Below are 20487 nucleotides of genomic sequence, written 5' to 3'. Positions count from 1 at the left end.
ACCCCGAACCCGCCCTGGCCCTCGCCGGGCTGCTCACCTGACGAGCTCCCTCGTCCCGGGGGTACGGACGGGTCTCGCCGTACGTCGTGGTGTGCGGCGAGACCCGTTCCGGCCCGTGAGGGTCACGGCTTCGGCGGGTGGCAGGTGGTGCCCGCGGGCGGCAGCCGCAGGTCGGTGAGGTAGGCGTTGGCGTGCGCGATGACGCAGGCGTTGCCCGTGAGGTAGAGGCCGTGGCCGTGCCCGTCGAAGCGGACCGTCGCCGACCCCGGCACCCGGCCTACGATGTCGGCCGTGTCGTCGTGGTCGGTCCACGTGCCCGCTCCGAGGAACGGCGGCAGCCCTGACGGCAGCGGCTTGGCCGGGTTGCTCACCGGCACGGGATATCCCGTGCACCCGAGGCGGTGCCACAGCCCCATGCCGGCGAGGTTCGGCGAGACCCGCTCGCCCATCGCCCGCACGGCTCGATATTCGCGGTAGCCGCGGAAGCGCAGCCCGTCGGCGCACTGGGTGGCGTTCATGCCCACGAACGACGGCGGTTTCAGGCTGCCCACCCCTGCGTGCACGTAGTCCGCGAACCCGGCGGCGTCCCCGCGTTCGGCCTGGCGTACGGCCGCGGCGAGCTGCCGCCAGCGCGGATACGCGGGCGCGGGCCCCGGCCCGACCAGGTTCGGCATCGCGGCCACCTGGAGGTCGAACCCGCTGTACGTGACCTTCTCCCCGTCCGGCCGGCCTTTGACGGGGATCGGCGCACGGTCCGCCTTCGCGACCAGCGTGCGCCAGCGCCCGCCCATGTCCTTGCCGCACACGTCCACCGACTCGCACCATGACACGAAACGGCCGAACTGCGCCTCGTACGTGCGATACCGGACACGCGCATCCGTCGCCGCGTCGCGCAGCTGGTTGACCGCCCCGTCGAGGTACATCGCCCGCACCCGGTGGGGGAACAGCCGGGCGTAGGCGACGGCGGGCACCCCTCCGTACGAGGTGGCGACGAAGCTCAGCCGCTTCTGGCCGAGCGCGGAGCGGACGGCGTCGATGTCCTGCGCCACGGAAGCCGAGTCGAGGTGGTCGAAGAAGGCGGGGTCGAGCTTCCTGCACTCCTGGGCGCTCCGCCGCACCTTGGCTCCAAGCTTCGCGTACGCGCCGGGCGTGTCCGGCCGGGTGAGCCACGGCCCGGTGGCGAAGCACCTGACCGGCAGCCGGCCGTACGTGGTGGCGTTGCGCGGCTCGAAACTGACCACGTCGAACTGCTCGCGCAGGGCGGAGAAGGTGGCGCCCCGGTAGGACAGGTCGTCGATGCCTGACCCGCCGGGCCCGCCCGGGATGCTGAACACGGTGCCCCTGCCGGCCCCGGTCGCGGGCAGCCGGGCGATCCGCAGCGTCAGTGTGCGGCCCTGCGGCTTCTTCCAGTCGAGCGGCACCTGGATGGAGGCGCACTGCAGGTCCTTGGGCCGGTCGTCGCCCTGGCACGAACCCCATTCGAGAGTGTGGGAGGAGGAGGGAACGACGGTGAGCGAGCCGAGCAGGAGGAGGCTGGTTGCTGTCAGATGCATGCCTCCAAGGCTGGCCGCCGCACCGCCGGATCTCGATCGTGCAGCGGCCCGTCCCCGAACTAGTGCCAGGACTACCTCGGGGACCAGCGCATCGACACGAGCGGGGTCAGCCGAACACGCGCGCGGCCGCCGGGATCCGGCGCAGCACCAGCCAGTCCAGCAGCAGCACCGCGACCATCGTGACGCCCGCCAGCGGGAACAGCAGGCCGAGCAGCGCCATGATGGCCATCACGCCGTACGCCGTGCGCCGGTTCGTGGCGCGGGCGGGGGCGCCGGCCCGGCCGCGCGGGCGGCGCTTCCACCACATCCATGTCCCGGTGACGACCAGCGTGATCAGGGTCAGGCAGGCGCCGAGCATGACGACCAGGTTGGCGGTGCCGTACCTGCGGCCTTCGTGCAGCGCGATGCCCTGCTCGACGGCCTTGGCCATGACGCCGTACTCGTCCCAGCCGTACGAGACGAGCACGCGGCCGCTGTACTGGTCGACGTGGAGGGTCTGCGCGGCCGACGGGTCCCGGCGGTGGTCGGTCACGATCGTGTAGACGCCGCGCGGCCCGTCGGGAAGCAGCACCTTGACGTCGCACTCGGCGGCCGGGCACTGCCTGATCCTGGGCTCGGCGGCGGTGAGGGCGGCTTCGACGGGCAGGGCGCCGGGCTGCAGCACGCCGGCCGTGCTGCCGTGCCCGGCGTGCTCGTCGCCGGACGGCGGCACGGGAAGGCGTTCCGCCGCCCAGGGCACCTTGGCGTCCGGGTGGTCGGACAGGTCCCCGGACAGGGGCGGGGCGGAGGTGTTCGGGTAGTCGTCCGCGCTCGGGGTCGTGGAGCCCGTACCGGCCTGGATGCGCTGCAGGCCGTCACCCCACACGCCCGACCACGGGAGCCCGGACAGGACGAGGAACACCACCACCGCGCCCCCGCCGACGCCGGTCACGATGTGCACGCGACGCAGCCGGCCGCGTCCCGACCTGGCGGGCTTCGTGCGGGTACGCCGGCCGCTCCACCACAGGTACGTGCCCGTGGCGACGAGGATCAGCGCCCAGCACGCGGCGATCTCCACGATCCGGTCGCCGACCGTGCCGGACATCAGTTCGCCGTGGACCGTCCGTACGACGCGCATGAACGTGGCCGAGTCGTCGATCCGGCCCACGACCTGCGCGGTCGAGGGGTCGACGTACACCGAGATGCCCTCGGCGAACGGGCCCGACTCCGAGCCCTGGAGAATGACGCGGGTGGTGCGGTCGGGGGACGTGGGCGGGATGACGGACATGACGGGCGTACCGGGAAGCGTGCTCTGCGCGGCGGCGATCTGCTCGGACAGGGGGCGGGGCGCGGTGACGGGTTCGGCGAGGGTGCGTACGTCTTGGTAGCGCCACGCCTCGAACGGCTCCTTGAACAGGTAGATCGAGCCCGTGACGGCGAGGACCAGCAGGACGGGGGCCACGAACAGACCGGCGTAGAAGTGCCAGCGCCAGACGACCCGGTACCGCTGGGAGGAGGCGGGGGAGGGTGCTGCCGCGGGCCGGGAGGTTTCCGGCCGCGCTTGGACAGAGGTCATGGGGGCTCCGTTCCGGAGTGCGCGCACGCGAAGGGCGGGCGCGGGAAACGCGGGGCGGCCTCGACCGGCAGCGCGACCGGCAGCGCGACCGGCAGCGTGACCGGCAGCGTGACCGGCAGGCGGCCATGACGAACCGGCCGTCTCACAGCGGGACGGCGAGCCGCGCCGAAGGCGGGCGGGCACGGTCAGCGGCCCTGGGCGGAACGTCCGGCGTGTGGGATGCCGAGGCGTCGTGGGTGGGAACGTCTGGTGTGAGCGCTGCCGAGGCGTTGTGGGCGGCACGTCCTGTGCGCGCTGCCGAGGTGCCGGGGCGGAACGTTCCGGTGGGTACGAGATCGCGGGCGGGCGCCCGTTACCGAGGCGGCCCCCGCCGGCACAACGTCCAGGCCAGCACGGGCGGGACGGCGACGTCGCCGGGAGCCGCGGGGACGAGCCCGGGGCGTGGCGCAGGGGTCGGCGCAAGGCGGGTGGTCAGCCGGTCCCAGAGGCCGCGCAGCGAGCAGGCCAGCAGGGACGCCAACGCCAGCAGCGCCGTCTCGCCGCGCCGCAACCACCACGCCGACACCGCCGCGACGAGCACGTGGGCCAACACCATGCCGGTCCCGGGGCCGAGCTCGGTCCCGGTGTGGAGGCCGCCGCCATGATGGCCGGGGAAGGCGGCAGCGCCCGAGCCGAAGAGCTGGTGCATGCCGTACTGCGCGGCGAAGGAGGCGGCGAGCAGGGTGCCCAGTGACCGCTGCCGCCGGGCGAGAACGTACGCGCCCGCACCCGTCACCAGGGTCGCGGCGACGACGGTCACCAGGCGGGCGTCCGGGCCTCCGGCCAGCACGTGCATGCCCAGCGCGGCGAACACGCTGACCACCGCGAACACCGCCGCCCGCAGCCCGCGCAGGCCGGCCCGGCCGGCCCGCGCGGTGTCCCTGCTGCCGGTGCCGCTTCCTTTCTGGTCGGCGTTCAAACGCGATCACCGCTCACACGAGGAGATACGGCGGCCGCCCGGCAACGGTTCAGCACCCAGGGGGCGCCCGTCAGGGTGTCACGACCGCCAGGTCTCCCGAGTCGCTGTTCAGTTCGATCGTCCGCTGGGCCGAGGGGTCGCTCGGCGCCTTGATGTCCTTGTCGCCGTTGTCCGTCCGGGCCACGATGTTGTACGGCCCCCGCGGCACCTCGATCACGGTCCTGCCCGAGTCCGTGGTGGTCGTGACCTGGTCGGGCCGCCCGGTGAAAGCCAGGTTCGTGTCACCCGAGTCGGTCCTCGTGACGACGCGCCGGCCCGTCAGCCCGGTGGCTCCGATCGTCCCGGAGTCGGTGAGGGCGTCCACGTCGCCCGACAGGTTCTTCAGCGTCAGCGTCCCTGAGTCGGAGCTCACCTTGACCTGGAGTCCTTCGGGCACCTCCACCTGGTAGTTCACGTCGCAGGAGTCGCCGATGGCGCCCCACCCCCACGTGGTGGGGCAGGCGAACGTCAGCTCCAGCGTGTCGCCCTTCACCTTGTGACTGGTCTCCGGCTTGTTCTTGCGCCAGGTCAACCGCTCCGTCACGCGGATGCCCCGGCGATCCGACTGGACCACCTCGACGGTCCCTGCGTCGGTTCCGACGTGCAGCGCCGCCACCTTGTCGGTGACGTCGTACGACACGACCGCCTCATCCAGCGAGCCGCTGGAGCCGCACCCTGTCAACACCGCCACGAGCGCGAGGAGGCTCGCGGTCACCGCCGTTCTCTGCGTCTTCATGATGTCCAATACTGAGTGTTCCGGCTGTACAGGACTCCGGCGGTCCCCTGGAGGCGAATCGCTCGGGCCATGTTCGGCAGGGCCCTGCGCACCGGCACATTGTGGTCGACGTGGCCGACGTCGGTGAGGCGCTGGGTGGCCGTCATGGGAAAGACTCTAGAGATCCTTGTGAGCGGCGACATTGACGTTGGCGGGCCACTCGTCGGTAGTGCCTGCCCCACCCTTAGGTGAAGTCCCCGAGACTGCGCTGCCGGTGCCTGGAACGGAAGGACGCTCGGACGATGGGTCAGAGGGTTGCAGTGCATCGAGCCCGGCCCCGCCCTGGTCGGTTCGACGAACGACAGCAGCGGTCGCTCCAGTTCACCGGCTCGCTCAGCCGGCCTCAGGGGCCCTGGTCGCGTGCGAGCGGCCCCTTCAGCGGTTCCAGGAACGCTGGAGGGCGTCCCGGAACCTGCGGCCCCGGGGCGGCGGCACCCCGTCGTCCGGGGAACCGTTCCCACGGGGGAGGGCGGGCAGCTCGGCGGGTACGAGCACGGCGGCCTCCTCCTCGGTGACCGGCCTCTCGATCTCGCTGTACGCACCGTCGTGGCCCCGTACGATGACCCCGGTCTCCACACCGTGCGCGACGGTGTGCTGGTCGCGCGCCAGCAGCCCGAGGGCGATCCGCCGGGTGATCACGTAGCCCAGCACGGGCGCGGCGACGATGGCGACGCGGAAGATCCACGTCGTGGCGTTCAACGAGATGTGGAACGTCGAGGCGATCAGGTCGTTGCCGCCGGCCAGCCAGAGCACGCCGTAGTAGGCGATCCCGGCGACGCCGAGGCCGGCGCGTACGGGCACGTCCCTCGGCCGGTCGAGAAGGTGGTGCACGGCGTGGTCGCGGGTGATCCACCGTTCCAGGAACGGGTAGAGCGCCAGCGCGGTGAACAGCAGTCCCGGCGCCACCAGGGCCGGGATGAGCACACCCATGGTCACCGTGTGCCCGAGCACGGTGAACTCCCACGGCGGCATGATGCGCAGCGCGCCCTCCAGGAAGCCCATGTACCAGTCGGGCTGCGAGCCCGCGCTGATCGTGCTCGGCAGGTACGGTCCGTACAACCAGATGGGGTTGATCTGGAACAGCGTCGCCAGCAGCGTGATGACCGCCAGCACCCACAGGAAGAACACCGTCGTCTTGGCCAGGAACGTGGGGAAGAAGGGGGCGCCGCGCACCACCCGGTCGGTCAACCCTTTCGCCCTGAACTGCGTGTGCGTCTGCCGCCAGGTCAGCACCACCGCGTGCAGCGGGATGAGCAGGAGCAGCAGCGCGGGGATCAGCAGGACATGGAGGCTGTACAGGCGAGGGATGATGTCCCCTCCGGGGAACTCGCCGCCGAACAGGAACATCGCGAGGTACGTGCCCACCAGCGGCACCGAGATCGTGACCCCGTGCAGAATGCGCAGTCCGGCACCCGACAGCAGGTCGTCGGGGAGCGAGTAGCCGAACAGCCCGTTCAGCATCACCAGCCCGAACAGGGCCACGCCGATCAGCCAGTTCAGGTCGCGCGGCTTGCGGAAGGCGCCGGTGAAGAAGTTGCGCAGCATGTGGACGACGATGGCGGCGAGGAAGATCAGCGTGCCCCAATGGTGCATCTGCCGCATCAGCAGGCCGCCCCGCACCTCGAAGCTGATCTCCAGGGTGGAGGCGTACGCCTCGCTCATCGCGACGCCCTGCAGCGGCACGTACGAACCGTCGTAGATCACCTCCTGCATGCTCGGTTTGAAGAAGAACGTGAGGAAGACACCGGTGAGGAGCACGACCACGAACGCGTACAGGGCGATCTCGCCGAGCAGGAACGTCCAGTGGTCGGGGAAGATCTTCCGCATCGCCTTCTTCAGGAAACCGGCCCCGCCGATCCGGTCGTCGAGTGCTCCCGCCAAAGAGCTGGCCTTCATCCTCAACCCGCCTATGTCATGGTTAGCCCGTTACCTAACAAGACGGGACAGGCGCGGAGGATGTGACACCGGGCGGCCTCAGGCGAAGCGTTCGACCGTGACGGGGACCGGCCCCAGCGCGCGGACCGCCTGCCGGTGGTGGTGCAGCAGTGTGCCGAGCGCCGTGGCGGGGGCCGGGCCCAGCCGCGCGGTCACGTCCACGCACCAGGCGATGCCCGTACCGATCCGGCGCAGTTCCCAGGAGAAGCCGTGGCCGTCGGCGCCGGCCGAGGCGGCCCCGGCCACGCGCGGGTCGTCGCTCGGCTCCAGCCGCAGCGCGGTGCGCGCGCTCGCCAGCGCGCCGGCGTCGAGCTCTCCGGCGAACAGGATGCGGTAGCGGCGTGCGCCGCCCGACGAGCCGCCGAGGGTCCCCAGGTCGAGCGGGGTCTCCCCGGGAAGGGGCTGGCGCTCGGAGCGCGTCCGCAGCTCCGGCTCGGACGGCAGCTCGCCGCCGCACACCCGCGTGTACGCCTCCGCCGCCGCCCGCCGGTCCACCGCCGTCATCCTCGCCCGCAACCCGGCGTCGGAACGCAGGGCGCGGCTGAGCCGCGCGGCGCCCGCCCAGCCCCGGGCCCCGGGCACCACGTCGGACGGCCCCTCTCCACCGGCCGCCGCACGCGCCGGTTCGCCCCCCGGCCCGTCCGGTGCCGGTCGCCAGACGGTCGTGTCGATGCCGGTGGCGGTGTAGTCGTCGTCGAGGAGGAACTCCTCGACGAGGATGGCCGCCGTTGACGGCTCGCCCGACGTGGTGATCACGTAGTAGTCCACCCCGTCGATGATCCTCGGCGGCCGGTCACGGTCGCAACACCGTCCCGCGCGGAGGCTCGCCGGTGAGCCGCCGCATGGGCCCCGCCCGTTCTGGGCAGGTAGGGCATCTGGCAGCGAAACCCCTATCCGTCAGGCACGGAGGCATCAGTGATGCGGAACGGCCGGACCGGCACGACCCACGGCGGCACCCTCACAGCGGCACTGCTCCTGATCGCCGGATGCACGGCGGGCGGCGGCTCGCAGGCCCCGGACGGGGCACGGCCACCGGCGGCCAAGCTGTCGATCACCCCCGCCGACGGCGCGGAGCGGGTCGCCCCGGACACCGGGGTCGGCGTCAAGGTCACGGGCGGCGAGGTCGTCGCGCTGACCGTGGCCGACGCCAAGGGACGCGAGGTACGGGGCTCCGTGGGCGCCGACGGCACGTGGCGTCCCCGCTGGTCGCTGCGGCCTTCGACCCGGTACACGGTCAACGCACGGGCCACGGGCGCCGACGGCAGGCCGGTCACCGGCACGACCACGTTCACCACGCTGAAGCCGGAGCGTGTGCTGAAGAGCGGCATGTCGCCCCTGGACGGCGAGACGGTGGGGGTCGGGATGCCCGTGCAACTGCTGCTGTCCCGGCCGGTGACGGGCGGGAAGCACCGGGCCGCGGTCGAGCGGTCGCTGGAGGTGCGGATGTCCCAGCCGGTCGAGGGGGCGTGGAGCTGGGTGAGCGACCGTGAGGTGCAGTTCAGGCCGCGCGAGTACTGGCCGGTGGGGGAGCAGGTGACGGTGGTGGCGCATCTTGCGGGCGTACGGGCGGGCGACGGCCTGTGGGGCTCCAAGGATCGCCGGCTGACGTTCACCGTCGGGCCCGAGCACGTGACCAAGGTCAGCGCGGAGGCGCACAAGGCGGTGGTGCGGAAGAACGGCGACGTCGTCAAGACCATGCCGGTCAGCCTGGGCAAGCCGGACGACGACAGCTACTCGGGCGTCATGATCGCCCAGGAGAAGGCGCCGGAGATCGTCATGGACTCGGCCACCGTCGGCAAGCCGGGCGAATACCGCATCCGTACGAAGTGGAACGTGCGCATGACCTACAGCGGCACGTTCTTTCACGCCGCGCCCTGGTCGACCGGCGAGCAGGGCAGCCGCAACGTCAGCCACGGCTGCGTCAACGCGAGCCCGGAGAACGCCCGCTGGTTCTACGAGTTCACCCAGCGGGGCGACATCATCGAGGTCACCGGCACGTCCAGGAAGCTGAGGTTCGGCAACGGGCCGACGCCGTGGGCGAAGTCGTGGGAGGACTGGCTGGCCGGCAGCGCGCTCGGCACCCCGGTCAACGGCTGACGCCCGCGCGTCAGCGCACCCGGAGGCGCGGACCGACCGGAGGACACCGCCGTCGCAGGACGAGTTCCTCGTGTTTCTCTAGACCCCCGGGCAGGGGGGCATGCCGGGCACGGGATGCTCGGCCCTGACGTGCGCCTGCGGGATGTAGCCCCATCCGCGGTTCGCCCACGACTCGTCGGCCATGGTGCGGTACCAGTGCCCGTCGTCCGCCTCGACGACGCACAGGAAGATGTCGGGGCCCTCGCGGTCCAGCCGTCCCACCTTCGTGGTGGCCGCGCCCGGCCCCGCGTGCACCGTTCCTCCGGCGTTCTCGCAGGCGAAGCCCTTCTCCCAGGTGACCCCGAGGTCAGGGTCGTCGACCGGCGGCTTGATGTAGGTGCGGGGGTCGGCTCTCCAGCACGCGGGCGGTGTGCCAGGGGACACGGGCACGAGGACCAGGCAGCCCGTCACGACGACGGCGGCCAGCGAGGCGGCCGCGACCCGCAGCGGCCCGCGCACCCACCGTGACGGCCCGGCCAGCAGCAGACCGGCGTGCACGGCCAGCACCGCAGCGAGCGCGCCCCACACCCATGGGTTGTGCAGGTTGCTGGTGGCGAGATTGCCCGCCACACCGGTCACGGCCGGGAAGAGCACGCTCAGGGCGACCTTGAACGTCCTGCCCCGCGGGGCCGGGTCCTGCTCGGCGCCGTGCACGCGGTCCCACGCCGTGCGCCACAGGGCCTGTTCCTGGGCGATCTCCTCGTCGGAGCGGCCCCGTACGAGCAGGCAGGCGCGTACGATCTGCTCGGACGTGCGGCGGTCGGGGATGTCCGTGCGACCCTCGCCCAGCACGTCGTCGATCATGTGAGCGGTGAGGCCGCGCACCGCCGCGGCGAGCTCGGCGTCGCCGGGAGCTCCCGCCCAGGCCCGCAGCGCCCGCAGGCCGGCGACGTAGCCGTCCCAGGTCATGGCCGCGTCGGGCCGGGGAGGGAAGAGGAGCGCGCCGTCCTGTGCCACTGGTCACCGCCATCGAAGCGTACGATCCGCAGTCACGCAGCGTACCCGTTCGGATGCGTAGAGGCGCGGTGTTTTTCCGGGGTGTTCGCCCGGCGATGCCGTGGCGTCCGGTCTCGGGCGGACAAACCTCCACACTTGACGAGATAGGGGACAATTCATCCGATGACACTTTGCCCCTCGTCTGATGGAGCTAGGAGCAGGCAATGCAGATCGTACGGTTCACCAACCCTCTGACCGGTGCGGACGCGGTCGGGATCGACAACGGTGAACAGGTAGTGGAACTGCCCGGGATCACCACCGTCGGCGAACTGCTCCGGCACCCGTCCGCCGGCATGCGCGCGCTGTGCGAGGACGCCGACGGTCCCCGGCACGCCCCGGCCGACGTACGGCTCCTGCCTCCGGTGGACGGGCGGATGGAGGTGTGGGCCGCCGGCGTGACCTACCGGCGCTCGCGCGAGGCCAGGGTCGTGGAGAGCGAGCGGGCCGCCGACGTGTACGAACTGGTCTACGACGCGGAAAGACCCGAGCTCTTCTTCAAGTCCGCGGCCTGGAAGGTCTCCGGGCACGGCGGACGCATCGCGGCGCGCGACGACTCGGAGATCGACGTGCCGGAGCCCGAGCTCGGCCTGGTGCTCAACGCCGCAGGGGAGATCGCCGGCTACACGGTGGTCGACGACGTGAGCTCGCGCACCATCGAGGGCGTCAACCCGCTCTACCTGCCGCAGGCCAAGATCTATCTGGGCGCGTGCGCGGTGGGCCCCGGGATCAGGCCCGCGTGGGAGGTCGCCGACCCGTACGCGCTGGACATCACGCTCACCATCACCAGGGGCGGCGAGACGGTGTGGGACGGCAAGGCGAACACCTCGCAGCTCAACCGGCGCCTCGACGACCTGGCCTCCTACCTGTTCCGCGCCGACGTCTTCCCCGACGGCGCGGTGCTGGCCACCGGCACCTGCCTCGTCCCCGACCTGCCGTTCACGCTCCAGGACGGTGACACGGTGACCATCACCATCTCCGACGTCGGCACGCTGACCACCAGCGTGGTGAGGGGCCTGGACGCCATGCGCTGACGAGCACTTGCGACGGGTCACCCGCGACAGCAACAGGCCCACGGTGGCGGGCGGGGACGTCCGCCACCGGGCGGTGATCAGTGTCGGTAGGTCCGGACATAGTCGAACCCGGCCACGGCGCCGGCCTTGTTCATCGAGAACAGGCCGATCCTGAGCTGGTCCTTCGCCGGAAGGGTCCAGACACCGTTGCGCACCCAGTGCTCGCCGTCCCTGCTCGTCGCGGCGCGCACCTCGCTCTCGTCGTTCGCGGTGTCATGGTGGTACGACAACCGCAACCACATCGTCTCCGCGGCGGGACCGCCGAACATCGCGCCGTTGGCATCGGAGATCGGCGGCGTGGCCGTCGGCCGCTCGCCCTCCTTGGCGAACTCGCTCATCCGCAGCACCGCCCCGTCCCCCCTGGACAGCGGGAGCGCGGAGTGCGCCAGCTTGAAGTAGCGGTCGTCGTTCTCGTACAGCAGGATGCCGGCCTGCTGGTTGCCCTGCGCCGGCGCGAACCTCAGCTTCGCCTCCACCGTGTAGTCGCCCTCCGGCGCGTCCCTGAGCAGTACCGACGCGGTGTTGGTGTCCCGGAACAGCTCGGCGTTCTGGGTGGGCCAGGACAGCACGCCGCCGGACACGGTGACCCCCGCGGCCTGGCCGCGTACCCACTGCCAGGGCTCGCCGACCGAGGTGCCGTCGAACTCGTCGCTGTGGGCGGGCAGCGGCTCGCCGGGCTCCCTTTCGGGTACCCGCTCGGTGACCGGGGTGTACAGCCTGGCGGCACCGGCGTTGTCGGCGTCGGCGGTGCCGCGCGCGACCGCGCCCACCGCGCCGCGACGGGCGGCCGCTCTCGGCACGCTGCGAGTCTGCTCAGCGACGGGGTCGCCCAGCCGGCCGGCGCTCACCTGGACGGTCAGCTTTGTGCCGCGCAGCTCGGCTACGACGTTGTGCCAGACACCGAAGTCGAACCCGGCAGGCAGCGCCGTCACCGACGCGCCGCGGCTCCTGCCGCCGATCACCACGTCGGTGACCAGGGCCTTGCGGTTCCTGTCGAGCCAGGCGACCACGTGGTTGCGGCGGTTGACGTGCGCGAGGGCGAGCCCCGCCTTACCCGACGTGACCCGCAGGTCCGCCTGGGCCCGCACGTCGGCGGACGCGGTCCTGCGCGCCGAGACCAGGAAGGAGTCTCCGTGGCCCGCGTGCGTGGCGTAGCCCTTGGCGTCCTGCTCGGTTTTGTGCGACCAGCCGCCCTCGGCCCGCCAGCCGGTCAGGCCCTCGTTGAGGGTGCCTCCGGCGTCGAACGAGGTCACCGGCGCGGGCTGGGCGCCCTCTGACGGACCGGCGCCGGCGCGGACCACCGGCCAGCCGGCGATCCAGTCCAGCCGGTCGATCAGCAACGGGCGCTTGCTGAGGTTGGTGAGCCTCCCGCCGCCGATCGGCGGGAAGTCGGGGTCGTCCGTCGAGACCCCGTGGTAGACCAGCCAGTCCTGGCCCGACAGGTCCGTCTGGAAGCCGCTGTGCCCGGTGCCCGTCCAGCGGTTGCCGTTCGCGCCGGCGACGATCGCGCCCTTGCTGGTCAGGTCCATCAGGCCGGCGCCCTCGTCGTCGGTGAACGGACCGAACGGGCTGGTGGCGCGGCCCGCCTTGACCTGGTAGCCGCTGAAGGAGCCCTGGCAGCAGCCGCCGTCGGAGTAGAGCATGTAGTAGTGCCCGCCGCGGCGGACGACGTAGGCGCCCTCCATCCTGCGGCCTCTGGCCACCTGCGTCGCCGCGCCCTCCACGCGGGTCGCGTCGGCGTTCATCCTGGCCACGCAGACGACGTCGTAGCTGCCCCAGTACATGTAGTGGGCGCCGTCGACGTCCGTGAACTGCGCCGAGTCGATGTGGCCGGTAGGGCACGTCGCCCGGGTGGCGGCGGGCAGGATGCCGCCCTTGTCCGTCCACGGGCCCGCCGGGGTCGGCGCCGTCGCCAGCCCGAGGTCACCACCCTTGGGGGAGACCGAGTAGTAGAGGTAGTACGTGCCGTTGATGTACCTGATGTCGGGCGCCCAGAGGCGGGCGCCGTCGTGCCAGGCCGGCTGGGTCTGCGGGGTGAACACCTCACCCGCGTACTCCCAGGTGACCATGTCCTTCGAACGCAGGATCGGCAGGATGCGCTCGCCGTCCTCGCCCTTGCTGTTGAAGACGGGGTTCTGGGTGCCGTAGGCGTACCAGAGGCCGTCCTTGGCGTGGATCATCGTCGGGTCGGGGAACGTGTCCACCGCACCCGCCGACACGGGGTTGGTGTAGGTGGGGGAGGCGGCCGCGGGTAACGGGGCGGTGACCATGCCGGCCAGCAACGCGGCGATGGCCAAGGGGGTCCTCATCCGGCGGTGCCCTCCTTCTCGAAGGAGCTCAGCGTGGGGTCGTAGTCGAGTGCGCCGATGTCGTACATCGGGGTCATCCAGTGGTAGAAGTTGTCGCCGCGCTCGCGCAGCAGGTCGTACAGGCGGCGCATCATGCGACGGCGGACCGCGGCCAGCTTTTGGTGGGTGTAGCGGTTGCTCAGCTCGTGCGGGTCGGCGTGCAGGTCGTACAGCTCATTGACCGACTCCGGGTTGACGATCAGCTTGTAGCGGTCGTCGCGGATCATCCGCTGCGGGTAGGGGAAGTGGTGGCCGTGGAACTCGGCGAGCAGCTCGCCAGGCCACTCGGGCTGCTCGCCGCGGACGATCGGCGCCAGGCTGCGGCTGTCCACGGCCGGTTTGGTGTCGCACCCGGCCAGTTCCAGGATTGTCGCCGTGCAGTCGGTGAGCGAGACGAACTCGTTCCTGACCTGCGGCTGCTCGCCGGGAATCCGGACGATGCCGGGGATGCGGTAGATGTCCTCGTACATCGCCGGGCCCTTGTCGTGCAGCCGGTGCGCGCCCGTGAACTCGCCGTGGTCGGCCGTGAAGAACACCGCGGTCTGATCGGTGAGCCCCAGCTCGTCCATCCGGTCGAGGATGCGGCCGATCTGCTCGTCGATCAGCGTGACGTAACCCCAGTAGACCGCGATCAGCTTGCGGGTGACCTCGATCGGGATCGTGTCGAACGTCCAGTGCGCGCTGTAGTTGCGCTGCACCGGCGGCTTGCCCTCGAACGTCTCCGCGATCGACGGCGGCAGCTCCACCAGGCTCGGGTCGTACATGTCGAAGTACTCGTCCGGCAGCAGGTACGGCAGGTGCGGCCCGAAGAAGTGCGTGGCCAGGAAGAACGGCCGCCCGTCGGCGGCGTAGCGCTCCATGTGCTCGATCGCCCGGGTCGCCAGGTAGTGCTCGAACGTCGCCTCCACCGGCTGGTGCAGCCGAGCCGCCAGCAGGTTGCCCTGGTTGCCGTTGGGCGTGGTGCCCCGGATCAGGTCCGATATCCGGTACGGCGGCAACCCCCGCTCCTCCAGGTAGGCCAGGTAGTCGGGATGGTCGACCGGGTTGTGCCAGCCCGGCAGGTCGGGCCCGTCGAAGCCGTAGGAGGCGGCGTTGCGGCTCGTGCCGCCGTGCCACTTGCCGATCAGCCCGAGCTGGTAGCCGCGCTCCTTCAGCGCCTCGGGGAAGGTGAACGCGTCCTCGCGCAGGTCCTCCAGGTAGCCGACGTTGCGCTCGTAGTTGGCCAGCAGCCGGTGCCGGAACGGCGCCTGCCCGGTGAGCAGGCTCGCCCGTGCCGGCGTGCAGATGGCCGTCGGCGTGTAGAACCGGTCGAACCGCGTGCCGGTCGCGGCCAGCCGGTCCAGGTTGGGCGTGGCCACGTGCGGGTTGCCGTAACAGCCCAGGGTGTCGACGCGGTGCTGGTCGGTCATCAGGAACAGCAGGTTCACTTTTGGTAGGCCTCCGTGTAGAGGTCGCCGGTGTAGTAGGTCGCGGGGTCCGGGCGCGACTTCAGCTGGCCGGTGCTGACGAAGAAGTCGCCCAGGCTGTTCAGCCACTTGGCGACCGTGCCGTCCTTGGTCTTGGCGACCAGGTCGGAGGTGCTCATGACCTGTACGTTCGCCGCGTCGGCCGTGACCTTGGCCTCGTCGAGCTTGAGCAGCGCGGCCGCCTCGGTGACCGACTCCTTGGGATGCGCGGCCCGCCAGTCGTTGGCCTCCTGCAGCACCTTGATCACCTTGCGGGTGACCTCCTTGTCCACGCCGGTGCCGCCGACGAACGCGGTCGGGAACGAACTGTCGGGGAACTCCTTGGTGCTGGCCAGCTCCACCATGCCCGGCACCTTCTGCTTGATCGTGTCGATCAGCGGGTACCAGATGCCGGCGCCGTCGATCTGCCCGGCCGAGAACGCCGAGACGACCGTGGCCGGGTCCATGGGGATCTTCTGGATGTCCTTGGCGGTCATGCCCGCCTTCGCCAGGGCCAGGTTGAGCACCATGTCGCCGGACGTGCCCTCGGGCACGCCGACCTTCTTGCCCTTGAGGTCCTGCATGGTCTTGACGCCCGGCCGCCCGATGACGCGGTCGGCGTACGCGAGCGTGTTGACCGCCACGACCTTGGCCTTGCCGGTGGCGGGCAGCCACATGGCGCCCGGGCCGATGTAGCCGAAGTCGAGGTCGCCGGCGCCGAGCGCCTGGATCTGCAGGGGCCCGTTGGTGAAGACCTTGATGTCGGGAGTGAGGCCCTGCTTGTCCCACAGGCCCTGCTTGTCGGCGATGGCGAGGAGGCTCGCGCCGTTGTAGTCGCTGATGTAGCCGAACCTGACCGTGGAGCCGTCGTCGGAGCACGCGGTCACGGAGAGTGTCAGCAGGCTCACCGCCGAGGCGGCCGTCAGGGCGCGGCGAAGAGAACGCATGGCGGATCAGTCCTTTCCTGGTGGTGACAGCGGGGTCCGGAGGGGTCAGGCCGGGGCCTGGTGGTAGACGGCGTGCCAGACCTCGTTGCGGATCCGTCCGAACTCGGGCGACAGCCGCATCTCCTCCGTCCTGGGGTACGGCAGGTCCACGTCGATGATCTGCTGGATGCGGCCGGGCCTCGCAGCCATGACGATGACCCTCCTGGCCAGGTAGACGGCCTCGTCCACGTCGTGGGTGATGAACATGACCGTGCGCTGCTCCTGGCTCCAGGTGTCCAGCAGCTGGTCCTGCAGTTGCACCCTGGTCAGTGCGTCGAGCGCGCCGAACGGCTCGTCCATGAGCAGCACCTGCGGGTTCACCGCGTACGCGCGGGCGATCGCGCAGCGCTGCTTCATGCCGCCGGACAACGTCTTGGGCAGCGCGTCGGCGAAGTCGGACAACCCGACCAGCTCGATCGCCCGCTCGGCCCGCCGTCGTCGTTCCCCGGCCGGGAGGTCGGTCAGCTTCAGCCCGAACTCGACGTTCTTGCGCACCGTCAGCCACGGGAACAGCGCGTACTGCTGGAAGATCACCCCACGGTCGGGTCCGGGGCCGGCGACGGGCACGCCGTCGACGAGCACCTCGCCCGAGGTCGGCTCGACGAGCCCGGCGGCCATGCTCATCAGCGTGCTCTTGCCGCAGCCCGAGGGTCCCACGACCGTGACGAACTCGCGGTCGGCGATGTCCAGCGACACCCGGTCGAGCGCGGTGAACGTGCCGTCCTTGACCGGGTAGGTCTTGGCCACGTCGGTGAAAGAGATCTTGGTGTTCATCGGCGCTCCTGCCAGCCGGTGAGGCGCCGCTCGGCGAGCAGCAGCAGCCGGTCCATCAGCAGGCCCAGCAGGCCGATCGCGATCAGCCCCACGAAGATGGTGGACAGGTCGTAGTAGAGCTGGGCCTGCTGCATGCGGAAGCCGAGGCCCTCCTGGGCCGCGATCAGTTCGGCGGCGACCAGCGTGCCCCAGGCCGAGCCCAGCCCGACCCGCATCCCGACCAGGATGAACGGCGTGGACGCCGGCACCACGACCTTGAGGAAGATGGTCCGGTCGGAGGCGCCGAGCACGCGGGCCGCGTTGATCAGCGTCTTGTCCACGTCCACCACGCCCTGGAACGTCGCCACGACGCTGGACAGGAACGACGCCAGGAAGATCACGAAGACCTTCGGCACCTCGCCGATGCCCATGAGCACGATCGCCAGCGGGATGATCGCCAGTGGCGGGATGGTGCGGAAGAACTGCACGTACGGCTCCAGCAGGCCGCGCGCGGTGGTGTACCAGCCCATGAGGAAGCCGATCGGGACGGCCAGGAAAGTGCCGAGCAGAAAGCCCAGCAGCACCCTGCGCAGGCTGGCGAGGGCGTCGTCCAGCAGCGTGCCGTCGGCGATCAGCTCGCCCGCCTTGGCCGCCACCTGCAGCGGGCCGGGCAGGCCCTGCACGCCGATCGACGCCAGCAACGTCCAGATGATCAGGCCGAGGACGACCGCGAGCAGATTGAGCGCGATGGCGCGCCGGGGACGTCCGGGACCGCGCCGCGCGGCCGGGGCCGCCGGCGACTTGCCCAGCGCGGTGAGCGGTGTCACGAGCCCACCTCCGCCGCTTCGGTGTGGTGAGGTGTCATTGGGGCTCCTTCGCGAGATCCGGGCCGGCCGGATAACGAGAAAGCAGTGGGGACTCGTGCAGCACCAGGGCGATGCCGCCGAGGGCGCCGGCGACCTCGCCGAGGGTGGCGCGGCGCAGGCTGACCCGGTGCCGGGAGACGGGCATGACGTGGGCGCGCAGTGCCCGCTCGATCGGGTCGGTCAGGGCCGTCCCGGTCTCCGCCAGCTCGCCGCCGACCACGATCACGCTGGGGCCGATCGCGTTGCACAGGGCGGCGAGCACGCCGCCGACGTGGGTGCCCACGCCGTCCAGCACGGTCAGCGCCGCCGCGTCGCCTGCCCTGGCCGCCTTGGCAAGCTCGGGCACGCCTGCCGCGTGGCCGGCGTGCCCTCCGGCCGCGCGGTAGGCGTCGAGGACGGCCCTGATCGATGCGACGGTCTCCAGGCAGCCGGCGCCGCCGCAGTCGCAGCGGGCGCCGTTTTGGTCGACGGTGATGTGGCCGAACTCGCCGGACAGGCCGTACGCGCCGCGGTGCAGCGATCCGCCGACCACCAGCCCGCCGCCGACGCCGTGGGACAACCGCAGGTACAGCACGTCGCGTACGCCGGCCGCGGCGCCCCAGATCGCCTCGCCCAGAGCGGCGAGCCTGGTGTTGTTGTCCAGCAGCACGGGCACGCCGAACCGCTCGCGCAGCAGCACTTGCGCCGGGTGCGGACCGTCCGTTCCTTTCCCGGAGTCGTCGTCGGGGTCGCCGACCGGGCCGACCACGCCGACGCCGATCGCGCTGAGCGCTCCCAGGTTGAGTGTGCCGCCGGTGAGGGAGCCGACGAGCCGGCCTGCCAGCTCGGCCCGCTGCTCCCACGGCAGGTCCGCGTCGTGCGGTTCGCTGGCCGAGCCGACGATCTCGTGCGCCAGGTTGACGGCCGCGACGTGCAGCCCGCGACGGGCGAAGTCGATGCCGATCGCCTGGCCGGCCTCCGGGTTGAGGGTCAGGGTCTCGGCCGGCCTGCCGCGTCCGCGCGGCGCCTCACGCCGGCTCGCGGTGACGACCGCGCCGGCGGCCACGAGCTCGGCGAGGATGTCGTACAGGGTGGTGCGGGACAGCCCGCAGCGCCTGCCTAGCTCGCCGCGGCTGAGCGGGCCGTGCTTGCGCAGCAGCCCGAGCACGAGCTCCTCGTGCCCGCGCCGGAGCTGTGACAGGGGGCCACCGGGTTGTGACATACGGCCGAGTCTGCCTAGCCACCGTGTTTTTCGTCAATAACCCGGAAAAATCAATCTTTGCCCCCGATCACCCTCCTGAGCTGCGAAGGCGCGGGCACGAAAGAGTTCGAGGGCGAACTATAACGTTCACGTAACGGCCCCGGGCGCTGCGTGATCGCGACGGGCGGCCGTCACGAGTCGCTCAGCCACACGTCCGCCAGCCGCTTGCCCTGATAGATCGGGCTGTCGTACAGGTCGCGCACCCGCTCGCTGTAGATCGAGTAGTCGAACTTCTGGATCGGGTAGTGGACCTGGCGGATCACCGTCTCCATCCGGATCTGCATCTGCTTGTAGATTTCGTTGCGCTTGTCGTCGTCGAGCTCGGTGCGCGAGCGGTCGAGCAGTTCGTACAGCTCCTTGTCGTCGATCTGGGTGTAGTTCTCCAGCGAGTCGGGCTCGAAGTCCCGCCAGACCTGGTCGGGCAGGTGCACACCGCGCAGCGCCTTGGCCACCGCGAAGTCGTGGGTGCGCCGACGGTCGATGCCCGTGCTCGGGTCGACCATCTCCAGCTCCATCTTGATGCCGACCTTGGCGAGGTCGTCCTGCATCCACTGCGCCTCGCGCACGTCCTCGTCGTCCACGCGCTGCACCATGAGCTTGGTGCTGAACCCGTTGGGCAGCCCGGCCTGCGCGAGCAGCTTCTTGGCGTTCTGCGGACTGTACGGCCTGAGCCTCAGCACCTCCTCCTTGCTCAGCGCCGCGGTGGAGATGTCCGGCCTGACCAGGGAGGTCAGGTTGTAGCGGCCCCGGATGTTCTGACCCATGCCGTCCCAGTCGATGGCCTCCATGAAGGCCTGCCGGACCTTCGGATCGTCGAACGGCTCCCTCTCGGGGTTGATGAAGACGCTGACCGGGGCGCCCGGGGTCTCGTTGACGGTGAAGCCCTTGTCGTCGAGGCTCCTGGCCACGTTGACGTCGCTGGTGGTGCCGACGTCGAGGCGTCCGCTGCGCAGCGCGGCGGTGACGGCGGCGATGTCACTCATGATCGGGCGCCGGATCTCGTCGAGGTACGGCCTGCCCTTGATGTAGTAGTCGGGGTTCTTCTTGAACACCCACTCGACGTTCGGGGTGTGCTTGTCCAGCATGAACGGGCCGGTGCCGATCGCCTGCTTCTGCATGTCGAACTCGCCCTCGAGACCCTCCCTGGGCAAGATCATGTTGAAGTGGTAGGCGAGGTAGTCCAGCAGCGGGCTGTAGGCGTGCTTCAGTTTGAACACCACGGTGTGGTCGTCCGGCGCCTCGATGCTCTCGACCGGTTCGATCATCCACTTGTGGACCTCGGTCGTCTTCTGCAGCGCCTCGAACGTGGCCACCACGTCGTCGGAGGTGAAGGGCCGTCCGTTGACCGGGGGGAGGTTGTGCCAGCGCACGTCCTCGCGCAGCTTGAAGGTGTAGGTCCTGCCGTCCTTGGAGATCTTCCACGACTCGGCCAGGTCGGGCACGATCTCCAGCGACGTGACGTCCGGCCCGGTCTTGTACTCCACCAGCTTCTCGTAGACGACGCCCGAGATGAGCCCCATCGTGGACGGGTCGCTGGTGGTCATCGGGTTGAGGCCCTCGTCGATCTCCGTGGGGAGCTGCAGCACGAGGGAGCCGCCCGGCCTGGGGTCGCCGGCCGGGGCGGCGTTGCCGCTCGCCTCGCCGTCGTCACCGCCGTCACCGCCGCAGGCGGACAGGAGCAGCGCCGCGATGAGTGCCGCCGCGCCCCGTCGCGTACGGCGTATCACGCGGGCCTCCGGGGAGAAACGGCGATCGTCGCGCGGGCCGATGGGAGGTTCGCCTCGCCGGCAGCCTCGCCGGCAGCCTCGCCGGTCGGGGCGTACCGTCCTTTC

At 71.0% G+C, this 20487-nt stretch carries 17 protein-coding genes; 2 read left to right on the top strand and 15 right to left on the bottom strand.

The features are described 5' to 3' along the window. Positions 1-122: 122 nt before the first annotated feature. The 7 genes from GUY59_RS20680 to GUY59_RS20650 all read right to left on the bottom strand — a co-directional run bounded on the left by GUY59_RS20680 (position 123) and on the right by GUY59_RS20650 (position 7583). Positions 123-1553, bottom strand: a complete 1431-nt coding sequence (locus GUY59_RS20680) for an alpha/beta fold hydrolase (RefSeq protein WP_138207355.1) — start codon at positions 1551-1553, stop codon at positions 123-125. A 106-nt stretch (positions 1554-1659) separates the two neighbouring features. After that, positions 1660-3108 (bottom strand): PepSY-associated TM helix domain-containing protein, encoded by a 1449-nt coding sequence (locus tag GUY59_RS20675; RefSeq protein WP_161714630.1) that lies wholly within the window; start codon positions 3106-3108, stop codon positions 1660-1662. After that, positions 3105-3254 (bottom strand): hypothetical protein, encoded by a 150-nt coding sequence (locus tag GUY59_RS20670; RefSeq protein ID WP_161714629.1) that lies wholly within the window; start codon positions 3252-3254, stop codon positions 3105-3107. Before GUY59_RS20670 ends, GUY59_RS20675 begins: the two co-directional genes overlap by 4 nt. 206 nt (positions 3255-3460) lie before the next feature. Beyond that, positions 3461-4066, bottom strand: coding sequence for a hypothetical protein (locus tag GUY59_RS20665; protein ID WP_138208689.1), 606 nt, complete (start codon positions 4064-4066; stop codon positions 3461-3463). A 70-nt stretch (positions 4067-4136) separates the two neighbouring features. Then, a complete protein-coding gene (locus tag GUY59_RS20660; protein ID WP_138208688.1) occupies positions 4137-4841 on the bottom strand; it encodes a DUF4097 family beta strand repeat-containing protein in 705 nt (234 codons plus the stop codon). Between the two features lie 414 nt (positions 4842-5255). Beyond that, a complete protein-coding gene (gene qcrB / locus GUY59_RS20655; RefSeq protein WP_138208687.1) occupies positions 5256-6776 on the bottom strand; it encodes a cytochrome bc1 complex cytochrome b subunit in 1521 nt (506 codons plus the stop codon). Between the two features lie 78 nt (positions 6777-6854). Next, positions 6855-7583 (bottom strand): hypothetical protein, encoded by a 729-nt coding sequence (locus tag GUY59_RS20650; protein WP_161714628.1) that lies wholly within the window; start codon positions 7581-7583, stop codon positions 6855-6857. 150 nt (positions 7584-7733) lie between these two features. Here GUY59_RS20650 and GUY59_RS20645 point away from each other — a divergent pair, with 150 nt between their 5' ends. After that, positions 7734-8912, top strand: coding sequence for a L,D-transpeptidase (locus GUY59_RS20645; RefSeq protein ID WP_138202012.1), 1179 nt, complete (start codon positions 7734-7736; stop codon positions 8910-8912). A 78-nt stretch (positions 8913-8990) separates the two neighbouring features. Here GUY59_RS20645 and GUY59_RS20640 read toward each other — a convergent pair whose 3' ends face one another. Continuing rightward, positions 8991-9908, bottom strand: coding sequence for a hypothetical protein (locus GUY59_RS20640; protein ID WP_138202011.1), 918 nt, complete (start codon positions 9906-9908; stop codon positions 8991-8993). A gap of 203 nt (positions 9909-10111) precedes the next feature. On the opposite strand from GUY59_RS20640, the gene GUY59_RS20635 reads away from it, so the two are divergent. Then, complete coding sequence (locus tag GUY59_RS20635) at positions 10112-10978, top strand: fumarylacetoacetate hydrolase family protein (RefSeq protein ID WP_138202010.1); 867 nt, start codon at positions 10112-10114, stop codon at positions 10976-10978. A gap of 77 nt (positions 10979-11055) precedes the next feature. On the opposite strand, the gene GUY59_RS20630 is transcribed toward GUY59_RS20635, so the two are convergent. From GUY59_RS20630 to GUY59_RS20600, 7 genes are all read right to left on the bottom strand, one after another. Then, positions 11056-13326, bottom strand: coding sequence for a family 43 glycosylhydrolase (locus GUY59_RS20630; protein WP_138202009.1), 2271 nt, complete (start codon positions 13324-13326; stop codon positions 11056-11058). Continuing rightward, entirely contained in the window at positions 13323-14792 is a 1470-nt protein-coding gene (locus GUY59_RS20625) for a sulfatase-like hydrolase/transferase (protein WP_138202008.1), read from the bottom strand. Before GUY59_RS20625 ends, GUY59_RS20630 begins: the two co-directional genes overlap by 4 nt. Next, on the bottom strand, positions 14789-15757 hold the full coding sequence (locus GUY59_RS20620; RefSeq protein WP_138202007.1) for an aliphatic sulfonate ABC transporter substrate-binding protein: 969 nt from the start codon (positions 15755-15757) through the stop codon (positions 14789-14791). The genes GUY59_RS20625 and GUY59_RS20620 overlap by 4 nt, the downstream gene beginning before the upstream one ends. 45 nt (positions 15758-15802) lie before the next feature. Next, positions 15803-16570, bottom strand: coding sequence for an ABC transporter ATP-binding protein (locus GUY59_RS20615; protein ID WP_138202006.1), 768 nt, complete (start codon positions 16568-16570; stop codon positions 15803-15805). Beyond that, complete coding sequence (locus tag GUY59_RS20610) at positions 16567-17376, bottom strand: ABC transporter permease (protein ID WP_138202005.1); 810 nt, start codon at positions 17374-17376, stop codon at positions 16567-16569. The genes GUY59_RS20615 and GUY59_RS20610 overlap by 4 nt, the downstream gene beginning before the upstream one ends. Before the next feature lie 34 nt (positions 17377-17410). Then, positions 17411-18616: an ROK family transcriptional regulator gene (locus tag GUY59_RS20605; protein ID WP_138202004.1), complete on the bottom strand. Its 1206-nt coding sequence runs from the start codon at positions 18614-18616 to the stop codon at positions 17411-17413. 170 nt (positions 18617-18786) lie between these two features. After that, on the bottom strand, positions 18787-20382 hold the full coding sequence (locus GUY59_RS20600; protein WP_138202003.1) for an ABC transporter substrate-binding protein: 1596 nt from the start codon (positions 20380-20382) through the stop codon (positions 18787-18789). Positions 20383-20487: the final 105 nt, after the last annotated feature.

This window comes from Nonomuraea sp. K271 (assembly GCF_009908215.1).
GTDB classification, from domain to species: domain Bacteria; phylum Actinomycetota; class Actinomycetes; order Streptosporangiales; family Streptosporangiaceae; genus Nonomuraea; species Nonomuraea longispora.
The sequence above is the reverse complement of the archived record's forward strand: the minus strand, read 5'-3'. Positions and strand labels throughout refer to the sequence as shown.